21 protein-coding genes are annotated in these 25,139 nt (G+C 30.9%); 14 read left to right on the forward strand and 7 right to left on the reverse strand.

Annotated features, from left to right (window positions below; translation table 11 throughout):
• The first annotated feature begins 1 nt into the window (after position 1).
• On the forward strand, positions 2-721 hold the full coding sequence (locus DG508_RS07330; protein WP_108867517.1) for a hypothetical protein: 720 nt from the start codon (positions 2-4) through the stop codon (positions 719-721).
• Between the two features lie 4 nt (positions 722-725).
• Entirely contained in the window at positions 726-959 is a 234-nt protein-coding gene (locus DG508_RS07335; RefSeq protein WP_108867518.1) for a hypothetical protein, read from the forward strand.
• Positions 960-996: 37 nt separating this feature from the next.
• On the opposite strand, the gene DG508_RS07340 is transcribed toward DG508_RS07335, so the two are convergent.
• Positions 997-2,775 (reverse strand): hypothetical protein, encoded by a 1,779-nt coding sequence (locus DG508_RS07340; protein ID WP_108867519.1) that lies wholly within the window; start codon positions 2,773-2,775, stop codon positions 997-999.
• Positions 2,772-4,010: a site-specific integrase gene (locus DG508_RS07345; RefSeq protein ID WP_108867520.1), complete on the reverse strand. Its 1,239-nt coding sequence runs from the start codon at positions 4,008-4,010 to the stop codon at positions 2,772-2,774. The genes DG508_RS07340 and DG508_RS07345 overlap by 4 nt, the downstream gene beginning before the upstream one ends.
• 597 nt (positions 4,011-4,607) lie before the next feature.
• Here DG508_RS07345 and DG508_RS07350 point away from each other — a divergent pair.
• From DG508_RS07350 to DG508_RS07385, 8 genes are all read left to right on the forward strand, one after another.
• On the forward strand, positions 4,608-5,573 hold the full coding sequence (locus tag DG508_RS07350) for an FHA domain-containing protein (protein WP_108867521.1): 966 nt from the start codon (positions 4,608-4,610) through the stop codon (positions 5,571-5,573).
• Between the two features lie 36 nt (positions 5,574-5,609).
• Positions 5,610-9,620 (forward strand): TOMM system kinase/cyclase fusion protein, encoded by a 4,011-nt coding sequence (locus DG508_RS07355; protein WP_108867522.1) that lies wholly within the window; start codon positions 5,610-5,612, stop codon positions 9,618-9,620.
• 32 nt (positions 9,621-9,652) lie between these two features.
• A complete protein-coding gene (locus tag DG508_RS07360) occupies positions 9,653-10,483 on the forward strand; it encodes an arylamine N-acetyltransferase (RefSeq protein WP_159090741.1) in 831 nt (276 codons plus the stop codon).
• 24 nt (positions 10,484-10,507) lie between these two features.
• The gene (locus DG508_RS07365) at positions 10,508-11,152 is read left to right on the forward strand and encodes a hypothetical protein (RefSeq protein WP_108867524.1); all 645 of its coding nucleotides are present in this window, start codon (positions 10,508-10,510) and stop codon (positions 11,150-11,152) included.
• Positions 11,146-12,123 carry a hypothetical protein gene (locus DG508_RS07370; protein WP_108867525.1) on the forward strand — a complete coding sequence of 326 codons (978 nt, stop codon included), beginning with the start codon at positions 11,146-11,148 and terminating at the stop codon, positions 12,121-12,123. Before DG508_RS07365 ends, DG508_RS07370 begins: the two co-directional genes overlap by 7 nt.
• Before the next feature lie 387 nt (positions 12,124-12,510).
• Complete coding sequence (locus tag DG508_RS07375; protein ID WP_108867526.1) at positions 12,511-12,696, forward strand: hypothetical protein; 186 nt, start codon at positions 12,511-12,513, stop codon at positions 12,694-12,696.
• A 167-nt stretch (positions 12,697-12,863) separates the two neighbouring features.
• Positions 12,864-14,888 (forward strand): FAD-dependent oxidoreductase, encoded by a 2,025-nt coding sequence (locus DG508_RS07380; protein ID WP_108867527.1) that lies wholly within the window; start codon positions 12,864-12,866, stop codon positions 14,886-14,888.
• A gap of 105 nt (positions 14,889-14,993) precedes the next feature.
• Complete coding sequence (locus DG508_RS07385) at positions 14,994-15,290, forward strand: hypothetical protein (RefSeq protein WP_108867528.1); 297 nt, start codon at positions 14,994-14,996, stop codon at positions 15,288-15,290.
• A 143-nt stretch (positions 15,291-15,433) separates the two neighbouring features.
• Here DG508_RS07385 and DG508_RS07390 read toward each other — a convergent pair whose 3' ends face one another.
• The 5 genes from DG508_RS07390 to DG508_RS07405 form a co-directional block, all read right to left on the reverse strand.
• On the reverse strand, positions 15,434-16,003 hold the full coding sequence (locus DG508_RS07390) for an RNA polymerase sigma factor (RefSeq protein ID WP_108867529.1): 570 nt from the start codon (positions 16,001-16,003) through the stop codon (positions 15,434-15,436).
• Between the two features lie 237 nt (positions 16,004-16,240).
• A complete protein-coding gene (locus DG508_RS07395; protein ID WP_108867530.1) occupies positions 16,241-16,909 on the reverse strand; it encodes a response regulator in 669 nt (222 codons plus the stop codon).
• Between the two features lie 12 nt (positions 16,910-16,921).
• Entirely contained in the window at positions 16,922-18,898 is a 1,977-nt protein-coding gene (locus DG508_RS07400; protein WP_108867531.1) for a tetratricopeptide repeat-containing sensor histidine kinase, read from the reverse strand.
• Positions 18,899-18,930: 32 nt separating this feature from the next.
• On the reverse strand, positions 18,931-19,089 hold the full coding sequence (locus tag DG508_RS20975; protein WP_158250460.1) for a hypothetical protein: 159 nt from the start codon (positions 19,087-19,089) through the stop codon (positions 18,931-18,933).
• Positions 19,090-19,642: 553 nt separating this feature from the next.
• Positions 19,643-19,879 carry a hypothetical protein gene (locus DG508_RS07405; protein WP_159090743.1) on the reverse strand — a complete coding sequence of 79 codons (237 nt, stop codon included), beginning with the start codon at positions 19,877-19,879 and terminating at the stop codon, positions 19,643-19,645.
• A 1,375-nt stretch (positions 19,880-21,254) separates the two neighbouring features.
• On the opposite strand from DG508_RS07405, the gene DG508_RS07410 reads away from it, so the two are divergent.
• The 4 genes from DG508_RS07410 (at position 21,255) to DG508_RS07430 (ending at position 25,139) form a co-directional block, all read left to right on the forward strand.
• Positions 21,255-21,839: a Crp/Fnr family transcriptional regulator gene (locus DG508_RS07410; RefSeq protein WP_108867533.1), complete on the forward strand. Its 585-nt coding sequence runs from the start codon at positions 21,255-21,257 to the stop codon at positions 21,837-21,839.
• A 494-nt stretch (positions 21,840-22,333) separates the two neighbouring features.
• Positions 22,334-22,777 (forward strand): DoxX family protein, encoded by a 444-nt coding sequence (locus DG508_RS07420; protein ID WP_108867535.1) that lies wholly within the window; start codon positions 22,334-22,336, stop codon positions 22,775-22,777.
• Positions 22,778-23,120: 343 nt separating this feature from the next.
• Complete coding sequence (locus DG508_RS07425; RefSeq protein ID WP_108867536.1) at positions 23,121-24,467, forward strand: cytochrome P450; 1,347 nt, start codon at positions 23,121-23,123, stop codon at positions 24,465-24,467.
• A gap of 30 nt (positions 24,468-24,497) precedes the next feature.
• Positions 24,498-25,139 carry an FMN-dependent NADH-azoreductase gene (locus DG508_RS07430; protein ID WP_108867537.1) on the forward strand — a complete coding sequence of 214 codons (642 nt, stop codon included), beginning with the start codon at positions 24,498-24,500 and terminating at the stop codon, positions 25,137-25,139.

Here is a 25,139-nt window from a genome sequence, read left to right on the forward strand (position 1 = left end):
AATGAAATTTTTGAAATATCTTTTTTTAATCTTCTTGATTACATCATGTGAAGATCAAGATGAATTTAACCCATCAAATTTAGGTAAAAATTTCACTCTTAATATTGAAAATAATGAAGCTCCGAGTGATGGAATATCGAAAATAAAAGTAATTGCAGAATTTCCTTCGGATTTCAGCACAGAAACTGACAACAAAGTTGATTTTACAGTTTTTAAACAAGAAAATGAAAACTCTACGGCTGAAATTATTCTAATTGAAGTTGGAGGAACCGATAAAAAAATTGCTGAGTTATTGGTTTCGTACAATATTGAGGACACTATTCAGGTAAAGGCTACTATTCAAATAAATAGTTCAAGTTTATCAAAAGAAGTGAATATCAATTTCAAAAAGGCTTTCTTAGACTCTATTAATGTATTTTCTTCGTCCTTAACAATAAAACCTAATTCTTTTGATGAAATAGACTTTACTACTGAGTTAATCCGGAACAAAGGCATTGTAAGTCTTAATTCTATTGCAGAAACCAGAGTAGAAGATACCTTAGGAGCTTCAAGAGGGATTTTTAACGATTATAAAAATAGATCTAATAAAGAAGGTAAGATTACAAATAAATTCACATTAGGAAATGATAATTACACCGGTAAATTATTTGTGATTTCTTCATCTAAAAATATTCTAAATCAGATTGAAACAGATTCATTAATTATATACTCTCAAAACTAAGATTATGAGCGACCGTAAGAAAGAATTTAAGAAAAAACTAAAAAATGTACCTCCAGAAATTTTCGATGAAATAAAACAACTATTTGCAAAATATGGAGTAGAAAACATTGATATTAAAGATTTGAAGATCATACCAAGGGATAATCCTACTCAAGAAGAATGTGAACAACAAGGAAAAATTCTTGAATGCACTTATAAAGGTGATGGTTCTAGTTATTGTTGGTGCAGGAAAAAATGAATCATATAAAGCCTATACTGTCGACAAGCAAATATTATTACTTGAGAAAATGACCATTTCTAATCCAAAAACCTTTTAACTGGGAAGACTCAAACTTTTTATCCTTAATTCTAACTAATGTGGATCTAGAAAAAGTATCTCCTTTTTTTGCTTGAAGAGATTGAGAGAGGACACGGATGATACTATTTTTACTATTCTTAAAAAAACCTTTTTCACTTGAAAGCTTCCATAAGAATCGGAAAAAATCTTGTGGATACGGCTTTTCTTTCTTTAAAAAAGAATACTCTTTAAGATTTTCAACTGGAGATAAGATCTTTGATGGATGAACATTATTACCTTCAACTACTGAGTAGTTGAAAATAAAAGACTCTATTTCCTTTTCTACTTCGTTTGTGAAAGATGATTGGGAAGATTTTAGATAATTCGTAATCAGTTTCTTCAATGTTGGTTGACTAAATTTTTGACTAATTATTAAAATATCCTTTTGCTTACTTCTATCAATATTATTCCTTGAGAGAATCGACTTAATTTTATTTTTGTTGATGTTTCTGACATACTGCTCTGTTATACCGTCTAGCCAATCAAGAATCTCAATTTTGTCAAAATCTTTGGAAGAATAAAAATACTTATCTGACGGCACAAGAATAGTTTCCTGAAGGTGCTCTGCGAATCTTGCTTTAGAATGTTCAAAAAATTCAATACTAACATATAAATCCGAAATGATATAATTCTTAACCTCTTCACCAAAGACAAGAGTAGCAACACCAATCAAGGTTGTGTCATCTAAAAGAAAAGTGTTTTTAAAAATACTTTGAGAAATATTATACTTTCTTTTTAAATCGTATTTTAATTCTATACAATTTTCAAAAAGATCATGTCTTAAATCTCTTAAAAGTTCAGGAATCGACATGGGTAGGTCGAATAAATGTTCTGGATTTTCAGTGTCTCTTGTGCCGAATTCTAGGATATGATCTTCAATCAGTACTTTTAAAAAATCACATCCAATCTTATCTTTTTTATTAGAATAATATTGGTAGCTCCTTAATCTATTAAATATTAACTTATAGAAATCATAAAATTTATCATAACTATCTTTCAAAAAGAGTAATCGATCGATTTCATTATTTATATCTTCTATGTCGTAAGTTTTTCTTGAATTCTTTACAAATGGCTCAAGTGCAATAGAAAAATCATTACCCAAACGAAAAAAATTACCTCCATCCGATATCCTGTAATTCATATAACCGAGAGTTGACACTACATATTCTGTTTCCGGGGCTTTGGGGTCAAAAAACTTAACATCAAAACCAGAATTTGTGCCATTTTCGATTAGCTTATTCTTATATTTCTCATCAATATTCGAAAAAGCGACATACACCTCATTCTCTTCATCAAGAAAATAAAAAGGTATTGTTTTATCAAAATATTCTGTTCCAATGTCAAGAAAAATTCGATATATGTTGTGCTTTTCCAAACATCTATACGAAACATCCTTTTCTATATAATACTTACATTCTTCTAATGAAGTATCATTTGACATAATCATTTCTATCACTTTAGGATGGAAAAGCACCGAATTACCTAAGTTCATTGCATATTCCCCATAGGCATAAAGAAACTTAGATAATCTACAATCTTTTTTAATGTTGTAAGACAACAATATTTCACTTAGAAAAAACAAAAATTGATATAATGTTAGATTACTGAGCTTATAAGAATAATCATAATAAAAATCACTATCATTCTCAAAACGCTCATAGTTATCTATTAAAAATGATAGTTCATATGTGTTGGTGTCAAAATCTTTTGAAATCATAGTTTGTCCCAAGTATTATCCATTTCACTACGTTTTAGATCCTCAGCAATCTTCACATAACGTCTAAACGATTCTTCTTTCTTATGACCCGTAATATTGCGTACTACCATTTCCTTCATTCCTAGCACCAGACTATTGGTTACAAAAGTCTTACGAGCCGTATGGCTCGTTATTAGATCATGCTTTGGAACTGTTTTGTCAATTCGTTTTTGTCCAATATATCTTGTGATAGTAATAGGGGTGTTGATTTCAGCCTCCTCACAACATTCTTTGATGTACTTATTGAATTTTTGTTGTGAAATAATAGGCAAGGGCTCGTAAATTGTATCTTTATATTTCTCAAGAATGGCTTTAGAAAACCGATTTAAAGGAATTCTAGTATTGTTAGCCCTTGTTTTTTGAATTGTTAGTGTAATTGCATCATCCGAAATATTAGAAGGTTTAAGTGAGCTAGTATCACTTATTCGTAATCCTGTAAAGCAATTAAAACAATATACGTCTCTTACCTGGCTTAATCTATTTGATTCGAACTCATGATTGTAGAGTGTCATTAGTTCATTCATCGTTAGGTAGATGATCTCTGTTTCATCAATCCTAACTTTAAACTTTTTGAACTTCAGGTTATCATGATATTCTTTATCATATGACCATCTCATAAAAGTGTTTAAGACTTTAATAATAAAAGCTAGGTAACTATTCTTGTTTTTTCGATCAAGAAAGGTGTAATCCTGTATTTTTTCAAAGAAATTATTGTCAATCGATTCAAAGGTTAATTTATAACCAGTGGATGTTTCAAAATCCTGTAAAAAATTGCGAGTAGTAACATAAGATTTAATAGTCCTGGGAACTTTTACTGATTTGTTTGTTTCTATAAATTCTTCAAAAGAAGGGAAGAAGAAATGTGCGAGTTCAACCTTCTCGATACCAGATGCAAGTTTTTCCAAAATGTATTCCTTTGTGGGAACTATATTATTCAGAAGGATATATCTGCCAAGCTTCTTTACATTAGCTTCTAGCTCATCAATAATTTTGTTGTATTCTATATAGTTATTGTATTCTTCTTTTTTCTTTTGAGCTTTAATTCTTTCTTTTCTAGTATCCCAATTACTTTCAGAACATTTTACTCCTTTTACCGCTTTGAAGATTTTAAATCCATTGGTGGCGATAATCATTCTTATAGGGGCAAGTCCTGCTTTACCGATTTTGTCTTTCCTTAAATGAAATGAAACTTGCATTCGTATTTAGTTTGATATAAATATACTAAATAGGGCAACAAAAAGGGCAACTTTTTTGAATAAAAATAGATTTAATTATATTTTGTTTTATTTAAAAAAAACCATATATGGTAGTATTTAAGAATTTAAATGGATTTAAGTTTGATTAAAAATAGTGGTACTCCCACCTCGAGTACAAGAAACCCTGATAAACATTTGTTTATCAGGGTTTCTTTTTTTTGTCCTTAAGTTATTTGTTGTTAAGGAAATAAAGGTATGGTCAATTGTTGTGTTTATGCAAAAATTGTGATTAATCTATAAAGGAAGGATTCTACATTTTCGACCTCTCTTAACGATACTCTAATAGGTTTTGGTTTTTACATTAGATATTTCTTGCGATATAACGGGTTTTAGTTAATTTATTAATGTGAAACCAATATTTTTTTTAATAATAATTTGATTACAAGATTGTTATATGTCTTTTTTTTTTGAAGTAAGACCTACTGCGTTTGTAGTGTAAAACAACAAAAAAACGGTAGAGAAACCCCCGCAAAAACACAAGTAAAAACTTTAACTTTACGTAAGTGTGATTCGCACTACACAAAAAAAAGAGGAAGAATGGCCATAATAAAGAACAATTTACTTGGGAAAAGTATTATGTTAAATGTGCAACATACGTTTGGCAGAAATAAATATAATGTGTGCACGTATATTCCAGATAATGACGTATCTAGTTCTCATGCAACTATATTTTGGAAAAATGATTGTTGGTTTATACATGACCACAGTAGAAATGGTACTTTGATCAATGGTAAACAGGTTGTACATACTACGATTCCGCTTAATGAGGGGGATACAATACAATACGGGCAAAATCAAACTACAAAATGGAAGTTTATAGATAGTGATATTCCTACAGGGTATTTGCAATCAGTTGCTGACAAAGATAAAACCTTAACCTTACCCTTTACTGATGATGTTTTTATAAGTAATGATACTGAGATGACCTTTTATTGTACCAAAGAAAGGCAATGGAAAGCAGAAAAAGGAGGTAAGACGATTGATCTAATTCATGGGGTAACGCTTTATCTTAATAATGAAAAGTGGGTGTTTATAGAAAATTCAAAAATTGATGAAACGTTGGATTATGGTTTTATTATAGATCAGGCGTATTTTTTAATAACTCTTAGTGCAGACGAAGAACATATTCAGATAAGTATTATTATAAATGAATTAGAGCTTAATCTTGGAGAACGAGTACATAATTACCTTGTACTTGCTTTAGTCAGAAAAAAAATAGAAGATATAACATTAGGGAGAAGTGATAAAGATAAAGGATGGTTTTCTATAGAGGAATTATGTGCAAATATTTCCAAAGAATTTAATAAGGAAGTAGATGAATATGCTTTAAATGTACAAGTTTGTAGATTACGGCAACAGTTGGTTAAGCTAGAACCATACGGGTATTTGTTTTCTGATATTATTGAGCGTAGGAGTAAGGAGATTCGTTTTGCACACCCATATTTTAGAATACAAAAGGAAGAGAAGCTAATCAGTGAGGTGTTAGCTAATACGGTACAGTGACTAAAATAAGAATAAATAAAACATCCCCCAATTATAATGAAAAACGTTTTAGTAGGGCATAAGTTTAATTCGATTCCAAGTTTAATTAACTATACACTTTTAGATAAAATTGGTGAAGGAGGTCATGGTTATGTTTATAAAGCAAAACAAAATAGTACAGGGCAAGTAGTGGCAATAAAAATGCTAAAGTTTAAGGAGAATATTGATGAACAAATCAGGAAGCGTCAGGTTGTGCGTTTTGAAAGAGAAACCCAGCTTTGTGCAGAAATTAATCATCCCAATATTGTTAAACTTATAGATAAGGGGTATACAGAGAACAAGGAAGTATATGCGGTGTATGAGTATATATGTGGAGAGACATTAGATGAGTTTATTTTTAAAAAAAAGGAACTAACACCAGTAGCAATTTCAGAATTAATGGGACAGATACTAGAAGGGTTAATCTGTGCACATACAAAAGGGATTGTACATCGGGATCTCAAACCACAAAATATTATGGTTAATACAAACGGATCTCGATATTATATAAAAATACTGGATTTTGGAATAGGAACATTTACTAGCGATTCTCAAGCACAAAACAGTGAAAAACTAACTCTTACTAGAGAGATTGTGGGTACACCTGCTTATAGTGCTCCCGAACAATTACGAGGGGAGCCAGTTACTGTAAAATCAGATTTATACGCTTGGGGGCTTATATTTCTGGAATGTCTTACTGGTCAACCTGTTGTCAAGGGAGGATCATTAGCAGAGTTGTTTCAGCAACAATTAAGCGCCTCTAATATTCTAGTGCCTGCTACCATAGCTGGGCACCCATTGGCTGATTTATTACGTAGGGTCTTAGAAAAAAAAGCTGAATATAGAATTTCAAGTGCAGAGGTTGTTTATGAGGAATATTCTAAGATTAATTTTTATAGTCTTGTAGGAGAGTTAAAGCAAGAAAATACCGATTCTCAATCGAGTGAGGATATTACCATAGCTAATCAATTTGAATGGACGAACCCCAGTAGTCACAAACGCCAGATTACAGTCGTATGTATTAAGTTAAGCTTAATACAATCTCAAAGCTCTGGAATTGATTTGGAAACATTAGATACACTACAAAAAGATCAATTGAATTTATGTGTAGATACTGCCACTCGATTTGGAGGGTATCTGGCAGGAAAGTTTACGGATCATTTGATGATTTATTTTGGATACCCAAAAGTTAGTGATACAGATGCAAGGAGAGCTGGAAGAACTGCTTTGGAATTAATTAATCAGGTGCAGAAAAGAAGTACTTTATTGGCAGAGCAACATGGAATCTCTATGAGTATTCGGGTCAGCATGAATTCTGGTACTGTAGTGTCTAGTAGAAATAGCTTTCCAGAAGGGGTAGTGCCGAATGTGGCTTTTAATTTGGTGTATATTGCCAAAGCGGGTACTATTTTAGTAAGTGAATCTACAAAAAAAATGCTAGACCCATATTTAGAATTTGAAGCCACTGAAGCTTGTTTCCTTCCAAATTTAGAAGCTCCTTTATCTTCTTATTACCTAACAGGGGAACGAAAATCAGAAGCCTTTTCTTTTTTAAGACCTTGGAGTGCCCACCGAAAAATGATCGGTAGAGACACCGAATTACAACAAATTCTAAAAGAATGGAAAATAGTAACACCCCAAAAAGGAAAGGCTATACTCATAGAAGGGCAGGCAGGTATTGGTAAATCCAAATTGCTGTATGAATGCAAAATCAATATCGAAAAAGAAGGATATATCGTTCAAGAGTGTCGTTGCTTGCCAGAGCATCAAAATAATGCCTTATATCCTTTTTTAGAATTATTAAAAAAACAACTAGGAATTCATACAGGTATGGAAGATGTAGTGACCGTAATTCCAGTACTAGAACAGCTTTTAAAAGACCTTAATTGTGATTGTGCTACAACGATGCCAGTTGTATGTTCTTGGCTATCTATTCCTTTGCCAGATACAAATCAGCCATCTCAGGAGACTCCAGAAAGACAAAAAGAAATTCTCTTGGTTACTTTAGAAAAGTTCCTTTTGCGTTCAAAGAAATATAAGAAGTTTGTTTTTGTTATCGAAGATTTACATTGGTTAGATCCAACAAGCCAAGTGTTTATAGAAAAGATGATTGGGGTAGCTAGTAATTGCTTGTTATTGATGAGCATCCGTCCGAGTAATTCAGTGAAATTGTTTTCTGAGAAAACCCATAAGATTTCTCTTCAACCTTTATCTGATGCTGTTACGAAAAGGTTTTTAGAGGAGATGCTACATACCACTTTTATAACAGAAGAAGCTATTGATTATATTAGTAATAGAGCTGATGGAGTTCCACTGTTTATAGAAGAATTAACTCAGATGTTATTGAGTAAGAATTGCTTACTTAAAAATGATGAAATGTATAAGTTAGCGGAGAAAGTGGATGAAAAATTTATTCCTGTAACCTTAAAAGGATTGTTACACGCCCGATTGGATGGCTTAGGACTTTCTAAAGAAACAGCTCAATTAGCTGCAACAATAGGTAGGGAGTTTGATTATCAGTTGTTGATAGCTTCTTCATTACAAGATGAAGCTAGAGTACAGACAGATTTGGAGGTTTTGATCAAAGCTAATCTGATTTATCAGCAACGAAAAGTAAAAGGAGAAAGTTATGTCTTTCGACATGCTTTAATACGCGATGCAGCCTATGATGGAATGTTAACCGTATATAGGAGAGAAATGCACGAGAGAGTGGCTAAGGCATTGGAGGAGGAATCAATAAAAAATAATGCGCAACTATTAGCATTTCATTTCCATCAAGCAAAGCAACCTATCAAAGCAATAAAATATTATCAAATAGCAGCAGATCAGGAATTGCAAAAAAAAATGGGGCATCAAGAATCTTTGGCTTTAACAAATAAAGCTTTGTTTTTAATTCAACAAATCAAGGAAGATGCCTCTCCAGATTATAGAGAAGAACAAGAAGCTTTTTTGTATATACATAAAGCAGCTGTTTTAACAAATAAATTCGGATGGAAACATCCTGAGATTATCATAAATTATAAAAAAGCTAGACAAGTTCTAAAACCTGATAAAAGTAATCCTGAGTTAGAATTTTTAATAGCAAAAGGATCCTGGATTTTTCATTGCACTAAAGGCAATGTGATAGAAATGTTTTCTTTAGCAAAAAAAATGCTGAATAATGCTAAGGAGCTTAATAGTAAAAATTTTATGGCTCAGGCGTATGATTGTCTAGGCCAAACACAATTTCTTCAAGGACGTTTTGAAGAATGCATTGTATCATGTAAAAACTGTTATAAGGTATATAATAAAAAAATAGGAAAAAAGACATTAGTTAGAGATGGTTTGGATCCATTTATTATTTCAAAAAGCTTTGAAGCATTATCCTTATTGTTTTTGGGAGAAAAAGACAAAGCTATCCAATTAATGAAAAAAAACCTGATCGAAGTAAGATCCTATAATTGGCTTAATTTAACAATTGGTCTTCATGTTCAAGCTTCGCGACTTAGCTTATATCTATGCTCTTTTTTTTCAATAAGTGATGGTCAAGAAATATTTTTAGATATAATTACTAAAAGTAACAAGATTCTCTCTTATAAAAATGGTTCATTCCCTTATTGGGAACATGCTTTTGATGTAAATAAAAATGCTATTTCTATATTAAACGGGGATGTAACTTCTATTAAGAAATACAATGAAAGTATAAAAAAATGGTTGCCTAAGACATCATCTGAGACGTATTACCCCCTTGTGAGTGCAGTTATCTATATCAAGAACAAAAATTATAAAAGAGCTTTGGAAATAGCAGATAAATCTATTGAATTTGCTGAAAAAACTAACATTACATATTCCTTGGCTTACGCTTATTGTTTTAAAGCACAAGCGTTGTCTGGTATGCAAAATGACAAAGAAGCTGCTAAGGCTTATGTTAAGGCATTTAAAATTTCAAAAAAACAAAAGGCAATATTAATTCAATCATATGTGGAGCATATATATGAAGCATATGTTGAACAAAAATTTTTGAGTAGAACTTCGAATTTTTACAATTAATAAATATAATGACACCAGAAACTCAGATTACATTGAACCCAGAAATAGGATTAAGAGTACTAAAAAAGCTTGAGTTATCAGAGAAAATAGAGCCTACTTTAGAGAATTTACAGATGATATATTTACAATGGTGTAGAAATGTTCCATTTGATAATTTTTGGAAACGTTTGCATTTGAATAATAATAGATTTTCAGAGCAAAAGCAAATAAACGCGAATGTTTTTTTTGACATATGGTTGACTCATGGTTTGGGAGGTACTTGCTGGGTGACATCAAATGCCCTTTTTCATTTGTTGAAATTTCTAGGATATAACATTCACTTTATAACTGGATCTATGGGAGACATTGAAGGGACGAATCATGGTAGTATTATTGTTTTATTAAATAAAAAACAATACATGGTAGATACATCAATGCTTAATGAAGAACCAATCTCTTTAAAAGAGAAAAAAAACAGTTCTCATAGTTTACATCCTATTAATATACTGTTGTCTGGAGGTGAAATGAGTTTATTGTTCGAACTCTGTAATAGTAAAAATAAAATGACTTGGACTATTACTAGTAATGAAGTGGGCTTTGATAAAATTGAACACTTGAACCAGATAAGCATGATTACTAGTCTTTTTAATGATTGTGTCTATATTAGAAAAAACAGTAAGGATGCGATTTATAGTATTATAGGAAACACCTTTTATATCAAAACGGCCGACAAAACAGCCCAAGAGGTTTTGGGAAATAAAGAAATTGAAAAAAAATTAAAGGAAGTGATGGGTTTTTCTGAAGAAATAGTGGAACATATTTCTAAAACATATTTGTTTGCTATTCCAGAACAATCCGCTTTATTAGAATTAACTAAATTATAAATAAATCTAAACTAAATATAAATTATGGAATCAGTAAATATAGTAGATCCTTCGGAGAAGATTAAAGAAGATGAAAAAATACGCAAAGAGTTGATTAATTTTTTACACCTAATATCTTTGAATAAATATGAAGTCAGAACTAAGATAAAGGGAATAGAGAGTAAGCTAATTATCGCAGTAGAAAAAGGCAACAACTATGCAATATTTTCTTGTCAGGATAAACTTATTAAATTGTTAGCAGATCCAAAGTTTAATTTGTCAGAAGAAGCGCGAGCACAGATGGGTCAAGCTATAATCTGTGATGTGAAAAATTTAAATCCAAATTGGTGGAGTGTTAAGTCTTTAATTGGTGTATCTACTTCAGGTCAATTATGGGGGTATTCTTGGTCTTATCAAGATCAACGTTCATTTATTGAATTTACACATTTGATCAATAATGATAAGTCTAATAAATTTACAGAATTGGCAAAAAAAATGAGATATTCTGAGGAAACAAGGGACAAGAATATGACAGAGTTTAGAAATGTGATTGATGGATATCAAAAAAAAATAGAACCTCAGATGAGTAAAGACTTGGTTAATGTGATCATTGAGAAATCGAGTTATCCAAATTCAAGACAAGAATTAGAAAACTTTTTAGTTAGTATGATGGAACCCCTATCATGGTAGTTAATGATCAAATCGAAAATATTGTAACATGTATTTTTCCTAAAAAGGAGAAATACATGTTTACTGATGATATGATTACACAACTAAACGAACAACTGGATTCGTTTTTTCCTTTACAGCATTCATCTTACGTTTTTGAGTTTAGAGTGAAGGAGGACAATGAACAGGTTGATCTAGCTATTGCAATCAATAAAAAAGAAGGCTTTGATTTTTTTAAACAATATTATCAGAGCAGATTTCCAAAGATTGCTTATTTGGTAACTCAGTTTTATCAAATAAGCAATTCAAGTTCTAATTATAAAGGACTTTGGTTTGAAATTGATCTGGACGGAGATAAAAATGACAAAACCCCTAGCATATTTGTAAGCTTAAAACAAGGGAATTGTACAAGTAATGAAATTGAAAGATATAGCACAATTTTAGATTTTGGAATAGAAAAAAAATCTCGTTCAAAATTTATTGCTCAATGTATAGATGCACTTAAAGGGGATGCGTATATAGCTCATATAGGGGTTATGCATTCTAGAAAAAAAGCTAAAACAACTCGCCTTTATATTAATGGACTCGAGTTAGGTGAGATACATGGTTTTTTAGATGAGTGTAATTGGCCAGGAAATAAACTACAAGCTGTTTCACTAGCAGAAGAGTTTTATGATAACATAAAATATTTAAGTATTGCAATTGAGTTTAATGATAAAATGAAGCCAACATTGGGAATAGAATTTCATTTTGACTCAAAAACAGTTGATTATCAGTTTTTTGTTGATAAGATGCTAAAGAAAAAAATGTGTTCGAGAAAAAGAATAGAAATGATTGAGGATATAATTAAGCCTGATAGAACTAGCTATAAAGGATATTCATACAAGAAAAGTTTAAGTCACTTTAAAATCAATATTACTACGAAAGGAGAAATTATACCAAAATTTTATGTGCATTTAATACCTGATTATTTAGGTGTTTTTGGATTTTAATTTTTTTGATAGAATATTCATTCTATACGATGAGTAAATAGAAAGGTGTAGGCAGTTTATTTGAGCTATTTAATATAGAAGAAATAAACCGCTGCATACTCCTCCTGATTTACAAATCAGAATATTCAATTTATAAAGCGATAACCTCAACTGGTTATCGCTTTTGTTGTTTATGGTTTTTCCAGTGCAATAGATTGTAATAGGTTTTTTCTTAACAAGGTGGTAAATTTAAGTAGCACATAATTATATAGAAATATTTAAAATTATAACATTATAGGGTATGCATAATGGACTGCTACTATAGTTAAAACTAAAAAAGTTAGTACCTGCTCTTATGTGAATCAAATTGTAGGGAATCCATATCTTAATTTGAATAAAAACCTAGATATGTCACTTCAGGAAGGAGTTGATTCGAATCTAGAGGCTCAGTATATCCAATGGAACATAGATACAAAAAATAAGGAAGCAGAAAATTCAGTTACTAATATTTCTTTTGAAAAACAAAAGGCGGATGTAATCGCTTATAAAGCTAATTATTGGCTGCAAAAATTCGGGAATTCCGATAGAATGTAAAATCGTAGAATTTCTACATATAACGGCTATTCGTATAGATGATATTTACAGACCATATTAATAGTAGTACAGATGGATGTATTTTGAAAAGCATAGGAATTAGATGCTTTTATTTTATCAAATAGTTTGTAAAAGTGTAGTAATAGAAAATAATAAATAAAATAATTATGGAAAAAGAAATTTCTAGTATAGAAAAGATCCTCATTATAGGGGGTGGAGTGTCAGGTTTGTATACAGCGTGGCGGTTATTAAATGAAAATTATAAAAATGTGAACTTATATGAAGCAACTCCAAATGTTGGAGGGCGATTGATGACAGTTATGCCAAGTGATTTATTAAATGGTAAGTATACTGGAGAATTAAGTGGAGGTACACATTGTGAATTGGGAGGAATGCGTCTTCCTAGCCCTGAATCATATGATACCTATGCTATACAATTGGTCGAAGAGCTTCAAAGAGAACTCAATAAAATTATAGGTGACCAGACTTATAGTACGAAGGTTAAGGGGGAAGCAAAAAATTTTTATGATAGTTTGAAACAAGTCGATTTTCCTACAGATAAACCAGATAATTGGCATTATTTAAGAGGGTATGTACAACAAACCAAAGATTTAAATAATGGAGAGAAATATGGTAAATATGAAAACGGGTATGTACCATATGGTCTTTCTGACGAAGAAAGAAAGTTAATTAACCCTAAAGGAAATGGAATGAGCGGTCCTATGGGATATGCTATTGAAGGAAATAATAATTCAAAGCAAAACCGTTCTTTAATAGAAAAAAACAAACTCCCTGATTCTTCATCAAGAAAAGATAAATTATTTGAATTTGTAGAAAGTACTTTAACCAATTCAATAAGCATTGATGGTGAAAAACAAGAGTTGTATAAATTTGGATTTTCTGACGTAATTAATGTAAGTGGTGAATTTAACTCCCCAGAAGAAGGCAACCTTTCTAATCAATATTGGAAACTTTTTTCTGAAGCTGGGGGCTATGATACTATTCCAGGAAGTTGGAATGCTGCAACAGCTGCATCAGTAATTGGTTTGGATTTTGCTGGAGAACCGAAATATAAGACTTTAAAAGGAGGACTTAGAGCCATTCCTGCTACTTTAGAATTTTTAATAAAACAAAAATCGCCTAATTGTATAAAAACAAAGACTGCCGTAACCAGTATAAAATATTCTTCTGATAATGAGGCTTTCGATGTCATAACTAATGATGATACACACACATCAGAAAAATCTATAATCTTGGCGATACCACCAGTTGCTGTTGAAAAACTAATCGGAGGCTATGCAGGAATTTATGATGAAGAAGAATTGGATACACCACTATTTTCAGACAAACAAAGAGAAGTAAGACAGCGATTAGCTCAGGTAACTCCTATACCTTTACTTAAAGTATACCTTATGTATAAAATAACAGGGAATGAAGCTTGGTGGGAAAGTGTAATTGGAGAAATTGAACAATATACTAGAATGACAACTGACTTGCCTCTGAGACAGGTTTATAATTTTGGCACCTATTGTAAAGATAATGATCCCAATGAAAAATACGCTGTACTACAAATATCATATGATGATGACCTGAATCCAGGATATTGGGCAGGGTTACTTTCAAAAGAATCTGGAGGTATAATTGATACAGGAATATTTGGGGATGGTTATACCTCAGTAGGACAAAGAAGCTATAAAGAAGTAATGCCTCTCATCAAAAATAATTTTGGTTCTGACCATAAGAAGTTCATGAAAAACCATCCATTGTTTGCTGCCGCACATGAGCAATTTGTAAAAATTGTTAAGCAAGTAGGAAAAAGCAAAGGAGAACAGTTAAAAAACATAGAATTGCCAACTGCTGGTGCTTGTATGGATTGGGGAGTGGCTCCTTACGGAGGAGGAGTGAATTTTTGGAATGTTGGTGTTGATGTTTCTAAAGAATATTGGAAGTCTATGCGTCCAAATAAAGATGAATCAACCCCTAGACATTCAGATAAAATATTTGTTGTAGGAGAAGGGTACTCTATATTTCAAGGGTGGATAGAAGGGGCGTTATGGACGGCAGAAGCCGTTCTCGAAGATTATTTTTCAGGATTAAAGAAAGAATCATGGATGCCATTTGATGTAAGTAATAAATCATTAATGAATAAAGAAAAAAAGGAATTTCATAAAACGAATCAAAGAGTGTATTAAAGATAATAAAACACAAGTTTTTAATTCAAAAAATAAGATATATCTGTCAAGGCACATCATTGTGAGCTTACAGTTATAGGTTATGGTGAAAGTGCAGTATTAGAGGTGAGAAAAATAAAAAACAAACACCGTGAAAGTAAAATTTATTTTAGAACACCTCATAGATATCCCTTAGCAGATGAAAACTGGTTTCATTTCATAGAAGGAAAAAACAATATCTATTTTGAGAATAATATTCATGTAAATCCTACGGGAGAAAAAGGTATAACAGAAAGTTTTATTTCATTTAATGAAGCGCCTAATAAAATAAATACTAATGGAGAAAATCCAATCTCAACAACATTTGAATTAGTGAATGAGAATGGCAGGATAGACGATCCAGTATTTAGGATTATTTGGTGATTTTTTTTAAGAATAACTAAATCTATGAGGCTGTAAACTGAACTCTGTCTGAATAAAATTAATGATTAAAATTTAACTCAGACAGAGTTCAGTTTACAGCCTCTAAAAAAAAGAAATAAACCTTATATTATTCAATGCATATATTACAATATACTTTTTAACTCCTTATATATAGGGTCTTGTTCGATCATTTTTAGGAGTTGTCTTTTTGCTTCGAATTTCTTTTTTCTAGCATATCCTTCTGAATATCCTGTGATTTTTGAAATTTCTTTCATTGACCTTCCTTCAAAAAAAAGAGATAATAGTTTTTTGTTGCCAGAACTTAGTTTTTGAAAGTATTTTCTATAGAGATGTTCTCGTTCTTGATTTTCAATATCGTTTATTAAAGAGTCATCGGTACCTTTTTCAAAACGATATTGTTCATTATCATAAGTTATTTTTTTCTTTTTTTTCAATCGATTTCTCCATAAATTTTTACAAATACCATAAAAATAGGTTTTTACAGGAACTTTTAATTCCAAAAGACCCGATCCTAGTTTTTGATATAATACAACCAAGGCATCCTGAAAAACATCTTCTACATCTTCAGGATTTCCGCAATTGTTAAGAATATATCCTTGTATGTATCGTATATTTTCTTTGTAAAAACTGGTTAATACTTTTTCGTCCCCTTCAATGATTCCAGTTATGATTACTTGATCTCTATTTGTCATCGTAGTTAAGTCGTTTGTGTCTTTTTCAGATTTGGGGTAAACTCGTCATCTGCTATCGCTCACTAGCTATTACGGTACAAACATAAAACGTCTACGGGAGATGGCCTTACAGATATCTGTAATTGGGCCTTTTTTTTTAGGAAAAATCAGAAATTTAACACTATTTATTTTAATTTTTCAAAGAAACAATGCTTAAATCTTATAAAAATTGTGATTAAAGGCACTGTGCCTTTGGCACTATAATAACCCTAAATCTTTTACAACCGCAACCAAATGAGTTGTGTTTTTGGCTTTGAAAATATCAAAAAGGTTGCTTACTCTTTTATCAATTGAGCTTTCACTATTTGGAGATATGTTTTGTTTTTTGAGTTTGATTCTGATTTCTTTTTTTGTGAATCCATTTGCTAATTCTTCCAAAAGCATCATATCCAAATCATCCAGGTGGATTATATTGTTTGTAGTAGCATTATCGGTTAGTTCTGGGGGGAGCATGATATTACCTTGATAGACGCCGTTTACACATGCTATTAATTCTGTTACTGCTTGTTGGCCTTTGCAAACATATCCATTGATATTGAATCTATCAAAGAGCAAATTGATTTTGTCAAGCCTATCTTCTTGAGAATACACAATCACTTTGATGTCAGGTTGTAAAGCTCTGATGTCTTTAATCAGATCGATACCCGATATTATTGTTTGAATAGTATCATCTTGCTTAAAAGAAAGGTCTGTGATTAATAACTCTATTGGTTTTTGAGAAGTATGTGCTTTTAGAAATTTCTTATACGCATCATCACAATATTTTGCTTCCTCTATATCATAGATTCCAACCTGTTCATTTAGTATTTTTATAATGCCTTGGTTGGCAATCTCATAGTCTTCTGCTACCAATACTCTAGTAAACATTTTACTGACTTTTTAATTAGGGATTTGCATTTCGGCTTTAAAACCTTTGTCTTTTTCTGAGTCAAAGGTAAGTGTTCCTTGTATAGCCTGAATACGTTTTTCTGTGTTCCTTAGTCCATTTTTGGATTTTGTATGTTTTTCTATGATGCCAATGCCATTATCAGAATATTTGATTGTCAGGTTTTTTTTAGTATTAGAAAACATCAGTTTAACCACAGAGGCTTGACTGTGTTTTTGCATATTGGTCATCAATTCTTGTAATACCCTGTATACTGTTATCTTAATAGTTTTATCTATTTGACCCCAATCTATTTTGTCAAAACCTATAACAAATAATTGAATACGATTTTGAGCATAGTTTTGTAGCATATTATTCAATTCTTCTGGGTAGGTTTCTTCTGTTTCGAATTCATTGTTCTCACGAGATATATCGCGTGCCCTGACATAAGTGCTATTTAGTTTATCTTTAATTTGAGCATCATGAGGGTCATTTTGATACTGCATCATGACTTGAAAAATATCGTTTCCTAGTTCGTCATGTAATTTTTTTGCAATACGAGTTTCTGTTTCATAACTGGCTTGAAACTGTCCTATTTTATTTTGATGATTCAGGTAACGCATTTGTTGTCTAAAAAAATAGACCACAAACCCAATACCCGTAATTAATAGTAAGATGCTGAGTAGGTATATGGTATTTTGGTTATGTACCTCAGAGATTTTTCTATTTTTCTCTTCATTATCTTTTAATAAACTTTCATTCTCAAATCTAGTAGGAGCATAGATTTCTCTGGTTTTTTTACGTAGTTGCATAAGCTTAAGACTAGCATCTTTAAACAGTTGATGATCATCTAGAGATTCAGGGCTCAATTCAGTAATTAGATTTAAAGTTTCAAAAATAGATTCTGGATTGTTTTTGATTATAGCATTTTGATACGCTTCCTTAGCATGATAAAGAGATTTTGTTAAGTCTTTAGTACGATAGTATTTTGATAGATGTACATTACTAGATATTAAGCTAGCTATTGAACCTTTCTTTTTTCTAATTTCTAGTGCTTTTAATAATGAAGATTCACTTTCTAAATTCTTTGGGTTTTGAAGAAATTTAATATGTCCCAGATTACTTAAAATTAGTGCAAATCGCGTTCTTTTTTGAATCACGTTTTTATCTTTTAGTAAGGATTGTAAAATATTAATACTTTCCTGATACTTTTTTTGCTTTGCTAAAATGTTTGCACGAGTAATTTTAATACTGGGTAGGTGATGAACTCCTATTTTTTTAAGAATTAATGAATCCTTGGTTAAATTAAGGACTTTATTGTTCCAAACTAAAGCTTCCTTATGATTGCCTAACTGATAAAAACAGATGGATATATTGTGATATAACCCTGCAATAGTTTTATGCTTAATTGAGTTTCCTTTATATTTTAAACCATCTGTTGCCGTAGTTTTACTAGCATTATAATCTCCTAACGTACTTTGAATATCAGACATACTCATTAGAGATTCACTGGCATTGGTACTGTCGTTAAGATTTCGATAGATCTTAAAAGCTTGATTATAATATCCAAATGCTTTTAGGTAATTACCGATTTTTTTGTTATAATATCCTAATCGATAAAATGCTTTTCCTGTATAAACACTATCCTTATTTTGTTGAGCAAGTTGTAGTAATACATAAGATTGATCAATTGCTTTTTCTGGGCCACTATATTTATTAAGGAGTTTTGCGTATAAAGCGAGGCCTTTATGATGTAAAGAATCAATGTCTAATCGTTGTGTTTCTTTTAGAAAAACATCAATAGCTTTTAGCCTTTTCTCTTTTGGATTAGAATTATGGAGAGCAGTATGATAGTAGGTATTTAAAGAATCAATTTTCTTGATGAGTTGAGAAGAAGTTGAGTCTTTTGTACTATTAAAGCTACAGGAATCAAAAAGGAAACTTATTGCTATACATAAAAAGAAGAGGGATGCAACTATATTATGTTTCATCCCTCAAAAGTACTAAATTAAATTAATTTTGGTTAATTTTCATCTTCACCTATTTTTTCATTATCCCCATCAGTACCTAATACTTCGGTATGTAGGGTTTCGTTTTCTGTAACGCTATCATCTGGTGAACAGGAGGTAAGGTTTATGCATAGTAATATAGTAAGAACGAGTAAGTATCTTAGAGTTTTCATGGTGTTAAATTTTTTGTATTCCAAAGTTTAGGGTACGCCCATAGGTGTCAACCCTAGATCAGTATGTTGTTACATACCCATTGCCTATGGGAACTCATCAATTAATTTTCGGGAAAGTGTCCTAACTACAGTCGCGATACCCTACTTTCCCTTTTTTGGGTAGTAGCGAGCTGTAATTTGGATTTTATGTTGCATCAGTTTTCTGATCTATTTTATTAGATATCTAGTCCAATACCACATGCATGATTTGGTAGGAATGTATCTAGACTGTTGTGGTATAGCGCTGTTCTGTTTTAAGAAGAAATTTTCTTAAAAATAGGGTAGCGAACTATATCATACTAGCCGATAAATAAAATTATACTGATTGATCATCGTATATGTTTATGTATGTAATCTTATTTATAAGAGATCGTTAAACAGTACTATTAGTTTGTTCTTCTTTTAGGTTTTAGACAGCATTTGCTGTTAACCCAAAGTTGGATTACTATTTGTTACTGTTTTGTTGTGTAGCTAGAGAGCTACACCTAATCACTTATGATTACTTTTATAAAGCTTACGATATAGATGCTTTATCAGAAGCGAAACTGAATTTGATTGTTGCTTCACTTTGCTTTTTATATAAACGAAATACTGTTTCCGTTTTTTTGAAGCAAATGATATCAGTTATCATTCCTGGAAGAAGGTTAACAATCGAAGTGTGTAAACCCATTCCAAGGATACTTCTGAAAGCATCAGACGACAGGGATATTCTTGTTTCCTGTTCCTTGTTATTAGATAGATTAGACTTCATTGTTTTTCTTTTTGTAGTTAGTTGTTTATTGTTGTACAAAGATACAGATATTCTTTGGATTGAGCAAATATTTTTTTATTTCAAATGATTGATTGTCAGTTATTTATATTGAAAATTAAGCAAAGAAAATCCTGTCCGTTTTTCAACAGATATTGGGTGTTTTAGCAATAGACTCTCTATCTGATGCTTACTTTCCAATTATTATTTTTTGTATGTTAATCAACCTTTATTCATTCATTTACTATTTTTTACTGTTTTCTTTTATGTTTTTTATTAATTATCAAAATCTCTATGTCTTATTCTGTCTTTTAATTCAATTTTTTGACTGGATTGGTGTTTTTTATATTCTTTCATTTTATTTTAAAAAAGTTCAATAAAAAAAGCGTCCAGTAGGTTGGACGCTTTAAATTCTATAATTGTTTTTATTTTAGATCACTTCAAAAAATGATTAAGATAATTATATAGTAGCATCCTATTTCGCATAGAAATTCTATTCACCCATCGAGTATCGCACTCACTGTGGTGTAATTTTGGTGTGGTATATGTTGTGGTTTCTTTCATTTTGCTATACAAATATTAATGATTTTAGTTCTGTTTTCCAAATGGTAGAATTTTGAAAAGCTATGTTTTTAATTTTAGGAAGAGTTTCTTTTATGATAGATTTTCTTTTTGTTTGCTGATAATTAAGGTGTTGCTTAGGTGTTTACTTGTTTTTTTTGTTTTGATAAATTAAAATGATTTTTTAAGTTGTATAGAGGTAACTTCAGTTTTTTGATAGATTACTATTGCACTTCTGTTTTAGAGTTGTTACCTTTACTATAGTATGTTTTTATTTTCAGAATGATTTTACTTATATAATTTCTTATAGAAAAGAGAGAAAAATGATTTTATAGAAAGAGTTAAATATAATTACTCTTATGTCGTTATAAGAGAAATATAAAACCAAAAATTGATTGTGATTTGTCTATTTAGTAGTCGAATTATAAAAAATGAAAAACCAAACTCAAACTTCATAGACGAAAGTCTACAACACGAATAAATAGAAAAGGGAATTGCTTGGATAATAAAAGAGCAATCATTTTTTAACACTAAAACACAATTTATTTGCTGTCACAATTTTCGAGTAAAACAAAAACTATATTTCAGCGTATAGCATATTATTATATGTAGAGAGGGGTGCCCTTTTGTTTATGGGAGACTTTTATCTGCGTTAAAATATGATAAGAAATTTAAAAAAAATATTATCCAAATTTTTATTGCACATCTAGTTTGAATAAGAAATTAGGTAGGGTATAGCTACAGTAATTATTGATGGCTTATCCAAGAGAAAAATAAATGAAGAATTAAGTCGATTTGACACTAATTAATTAAGGATATGTTTGATGTAATTTTAAAAAATATAGGAAAGCATATAACTCTTTCTAAAGAAGAAGAAGATTATTTTACTTCAAAATTGGTTTATGAGGTTTATAAGAAAAGAGATGTTGTTTTGGAGCCTGGTAAGGTAGCTTTGTATACTTATTTTGTTACTGATGGGTGTTTGAAACTGTATGAATATGATAACAATGGTTTTGAAAATATAATAACTTTTGTTCCAAAGGATTGGTGGAACTCTGATTTATATAGTTTTCTAACTCAACAACCAGCAACTCAATATTTACAAGCTATAGAAAAAACTGAGTTACTTAAGTTATCAAAAACAGACCTAGAAGATTTATATGTTAAGATCCCTAAGTTTGAACGTTTTTTTAGAATTCTTCATCAAAACTCTCATTTGGCTCTTACAAATTTGGTTCGTAATAATAGTTCTCTGACTGCAGAAGAGAAATACGATAAATTTGTAGAAAGATATCAAGGACTTGAGTTGAGGATCACTCAAAAAGATATAGCTGCTTATTTGGGGATTACTCCCGAATTTTTAAGTAGAATAAAAAGAAAGCGAAAAAAAATGGATTCTTAAACTAGTTCATTTTTTTTCGTTTTAAAGCTCCATAGTTTTGGAGTATGAATAAATTATGTATACCATTTTTTATTATTCTCAAAAGTGTAATAACTAATCAATTAATTCAAATTGAGATAATCTTACGATCAAGTGAATCAAAGATTATGAGGTTTTATTGCGCATTTACTGGTGTTATATTGGATATAAGCAACAATGTTCTTGTGTTTTTTCTAGATGATTATCTAGAAAAAGATAAATACTTAAATAGAATAGAACTACAAGTATCAGTACTAAAACAAATTAAAAAAAGATTCCTTCACAAACTAAGGCTCTATTGTGTTAGTTCTAGTGAATTTATGTTGAATTTGACCAAAGATAAAGTGATTATATGATTATAGTTTGAAGTTGATGTTGAGTTTAATTGGTTTAGAATTAATTAGACTCAACAAAAACGAATGGATATTATTTATCAAAAAAGTTAGAATTAATTTAATCATTACAAAAAAACAGAAATGAATATATATAGATTTTTATATTCTTCAGATACTAGTTGGGCTGGTTTTGTTGCCAGAGTATTTGCAGGAATTGTACTATTTCCTCATGGAGCTCAAAAACTTTTAGGAATGTTTGATGGGGCGGGAGCTTCAGAAACAATCAAATTCTTTGTTGAGGTAATGAATTTGCCTTGGTTATTAGCGTGGCTTGTTATCATTATTGAGTTTTTTGGAGCCCTAGCATTGATACTTGGTTTTTTTGCAAGAATCTGGGCTATCCTAATAACAGTTCTATTTTTAGGGATCATTATAACAGTACAAGGAGAACATGGTTTTTTCATGAATTGGATGGGAAATCAACAGGGAGAAGGAGTTGAATATTCTCTATTGTTAATTGGATTGTGTGTTGTTGTAATGATTACAGACGGAGGAAAATATAGAATACTAAAATTAATTAAATAATAAGGATGTTAAGTGGTTGATTGTTTCCAAAATAATTCCTTGATCAAAAAAGATATACATACCCCCTATTTTTTTTGAATATACCCACCAAGTGTATGGTTCTAATCATTACAATATCTTATAATCAATCATAGACGTAATGACAGGGATCGTTGCAACATGAAGTTTGTTAATCTAAGTAAAGGCGATAAATAGATGTTACATAGTGTGTAGAATACTCAGCACAGTTAATTAGGAAATAAAATTAAAACCTGATGCATTCTTGCCAATATTGGATTTTCTAAGTTCATCAATAGTTTAGTGTATTGTTTATTAAAATTAACCAATTGATAATTACATATAAATGAATAAACCTAAGAAACTACCTCCTGGATTTTCAGAAAGAAATAATAACGATTTACATCTATTTAATGAAGACCCATATAAGCTTGTAGAAGATTTAAAATCTCAGTATGGGAATATGTTTACATTAAAACTGAATAACCTAGATAATGAAAACCCTTTACCAGAGGGTGTTAATGGACGTTGGGTTTTCCTTACTCGACCAGAACATATCTCGTCTATGTATAAAGCAGAATTTAGTACATTAAGTGCTGCAGCTGCCAATCAAATATTTTTTGATACCAAAGAAGAATCTTTAGGATATATAGAAGGAGAGTTACACCGTACTAGACAATCTAATTTAACACGCTTGTTAAACGCAACAAAAGACTATGTTCCTATAATACAGAAAATCGTAAGAGAAACAACTAGTAGTTGGAAAAAAGGATCTGAATTTTCATTATTTCTTGCACTGCAAAAACTAACAACTCGAGTTATAAGTACAATTATTTGTGGAAATATGCCTGAAGAAGAGCGACAGTATATTTGTTCAGAATTGTTAAAAACAGAAAATTCTAATAGCTCTAGAGAAGATATATTAGCCGCAGATGCCAATATTAGATCATTTGTAGAGGAGAAACTTGACGGGTATCTACAAGATGCCAGAATTAATAATAAAGAAGATTTATTGACGGCTTTACTAGAGTTGGCCGATGATGGCGATACTTCTTTGACCAATGAGGTTATTCGAGATGAAGTATTTAGTTTGCTTTACACTGGATTTTCTACTACAGCAAACACCTTGTCATGGGTGTTTCTACACATATTTAATGATAAAAAAGTGTATGAAAACCTTATGCAGGAGATTAGTGAAATAGGAGATTTAGATTTGTTAACAAAAGATTCTCTAAATAATCTTCATTATTGTGATGCAGTTATCAAAGAAACATTGCGATTACACCCTGTAACAGCGCTTAATGGAGTAAGGCTTGTAAAAAAACCTATTGAAATAGGAGAGTATTATATTCCAGAAGGAACTATTATAGTGAATTGCACTTATTTATTACAAAGATCTACAGAGTTTTATGATAGTCCAGAAATATTCTCTCCTGAACGTTTCGTAGAAAATAAACCCAAAAGTAATACCTGGACTCCTTTTGGAGGAGGAAATCGTACTTGTGTAGGTAGAGTATTTTCTCTTAGAGAGATGAAAGTCATAATTGTTGAAGTGTTATCAAAATTTAATCTAAAATCTTTAGAAGGAATTCCAAAAGCAGCGCTTCAAGGGTTTTTTATGGCTCCAGAAAACAAAGCTCCTTTTGTTATAGAAAGTATAGTAGAAAAATATCAGTTACAGGATATAAAATAATAGTAACCATAATTATAATCACACAAAAATATGTCACGTTTATTATATATAGAATCATCACCAAGAAAAAACGACTCATCCTCAATAGCAATTTCAAAAGAATTTATAGAAACACTCTCTAAAGAAGATTCAGATATAGAGATAGATGTGCTAGATCTTTGGGATGAGGATTTACCATCATTCAATGGTAGCGTTATTGATGCAAAATATGCGTATTTACATGGGCAGAATCCTTCTGGACCTGGCATTGATGCTTGGCATAAAATTGAAAAAATTGTAGAGCGTTTTAAAACCGCAGATCACTATTTATTTAGCATTCCAATGTGGAATTTTGGGATTCCCTATGTCTTAAAACATTATATAGATATTCTTGTTCAGCCAGGGTTAACTTTTCAGTTTTCACCAGAATCTGGATATACAGGAATTGTAAAAGCAAATTCTGCAACAGTTATTTATGCTCGTGGCGGTGTATATAGTACTCCAGAAATGCAAGGACTAGACTTTCAAAAAAAGTACATGGATTTGCTTTTAGGCTTTATAGGGATAACAGATGTCAATACTATTATTTGCGAACCTACATTAGGGGAACCAGATAGTGTAGAAGAAGCTAAACAAAAAGCAGTTAAGCAAGCTAGAGAAATAGTAACAACTTTTTATAATAAAGTTAAATAA

The organism is Aquimarina aquimarini (assembly GCF_900299535.1).
GTDB classification, from domain to species: domain Bacteria; phylum Bacteroidota; class Bacteroidia; order Flavobacteriales; family Flavobacteriaceae; genus Aquimarina; species Aquimarina aquimarini.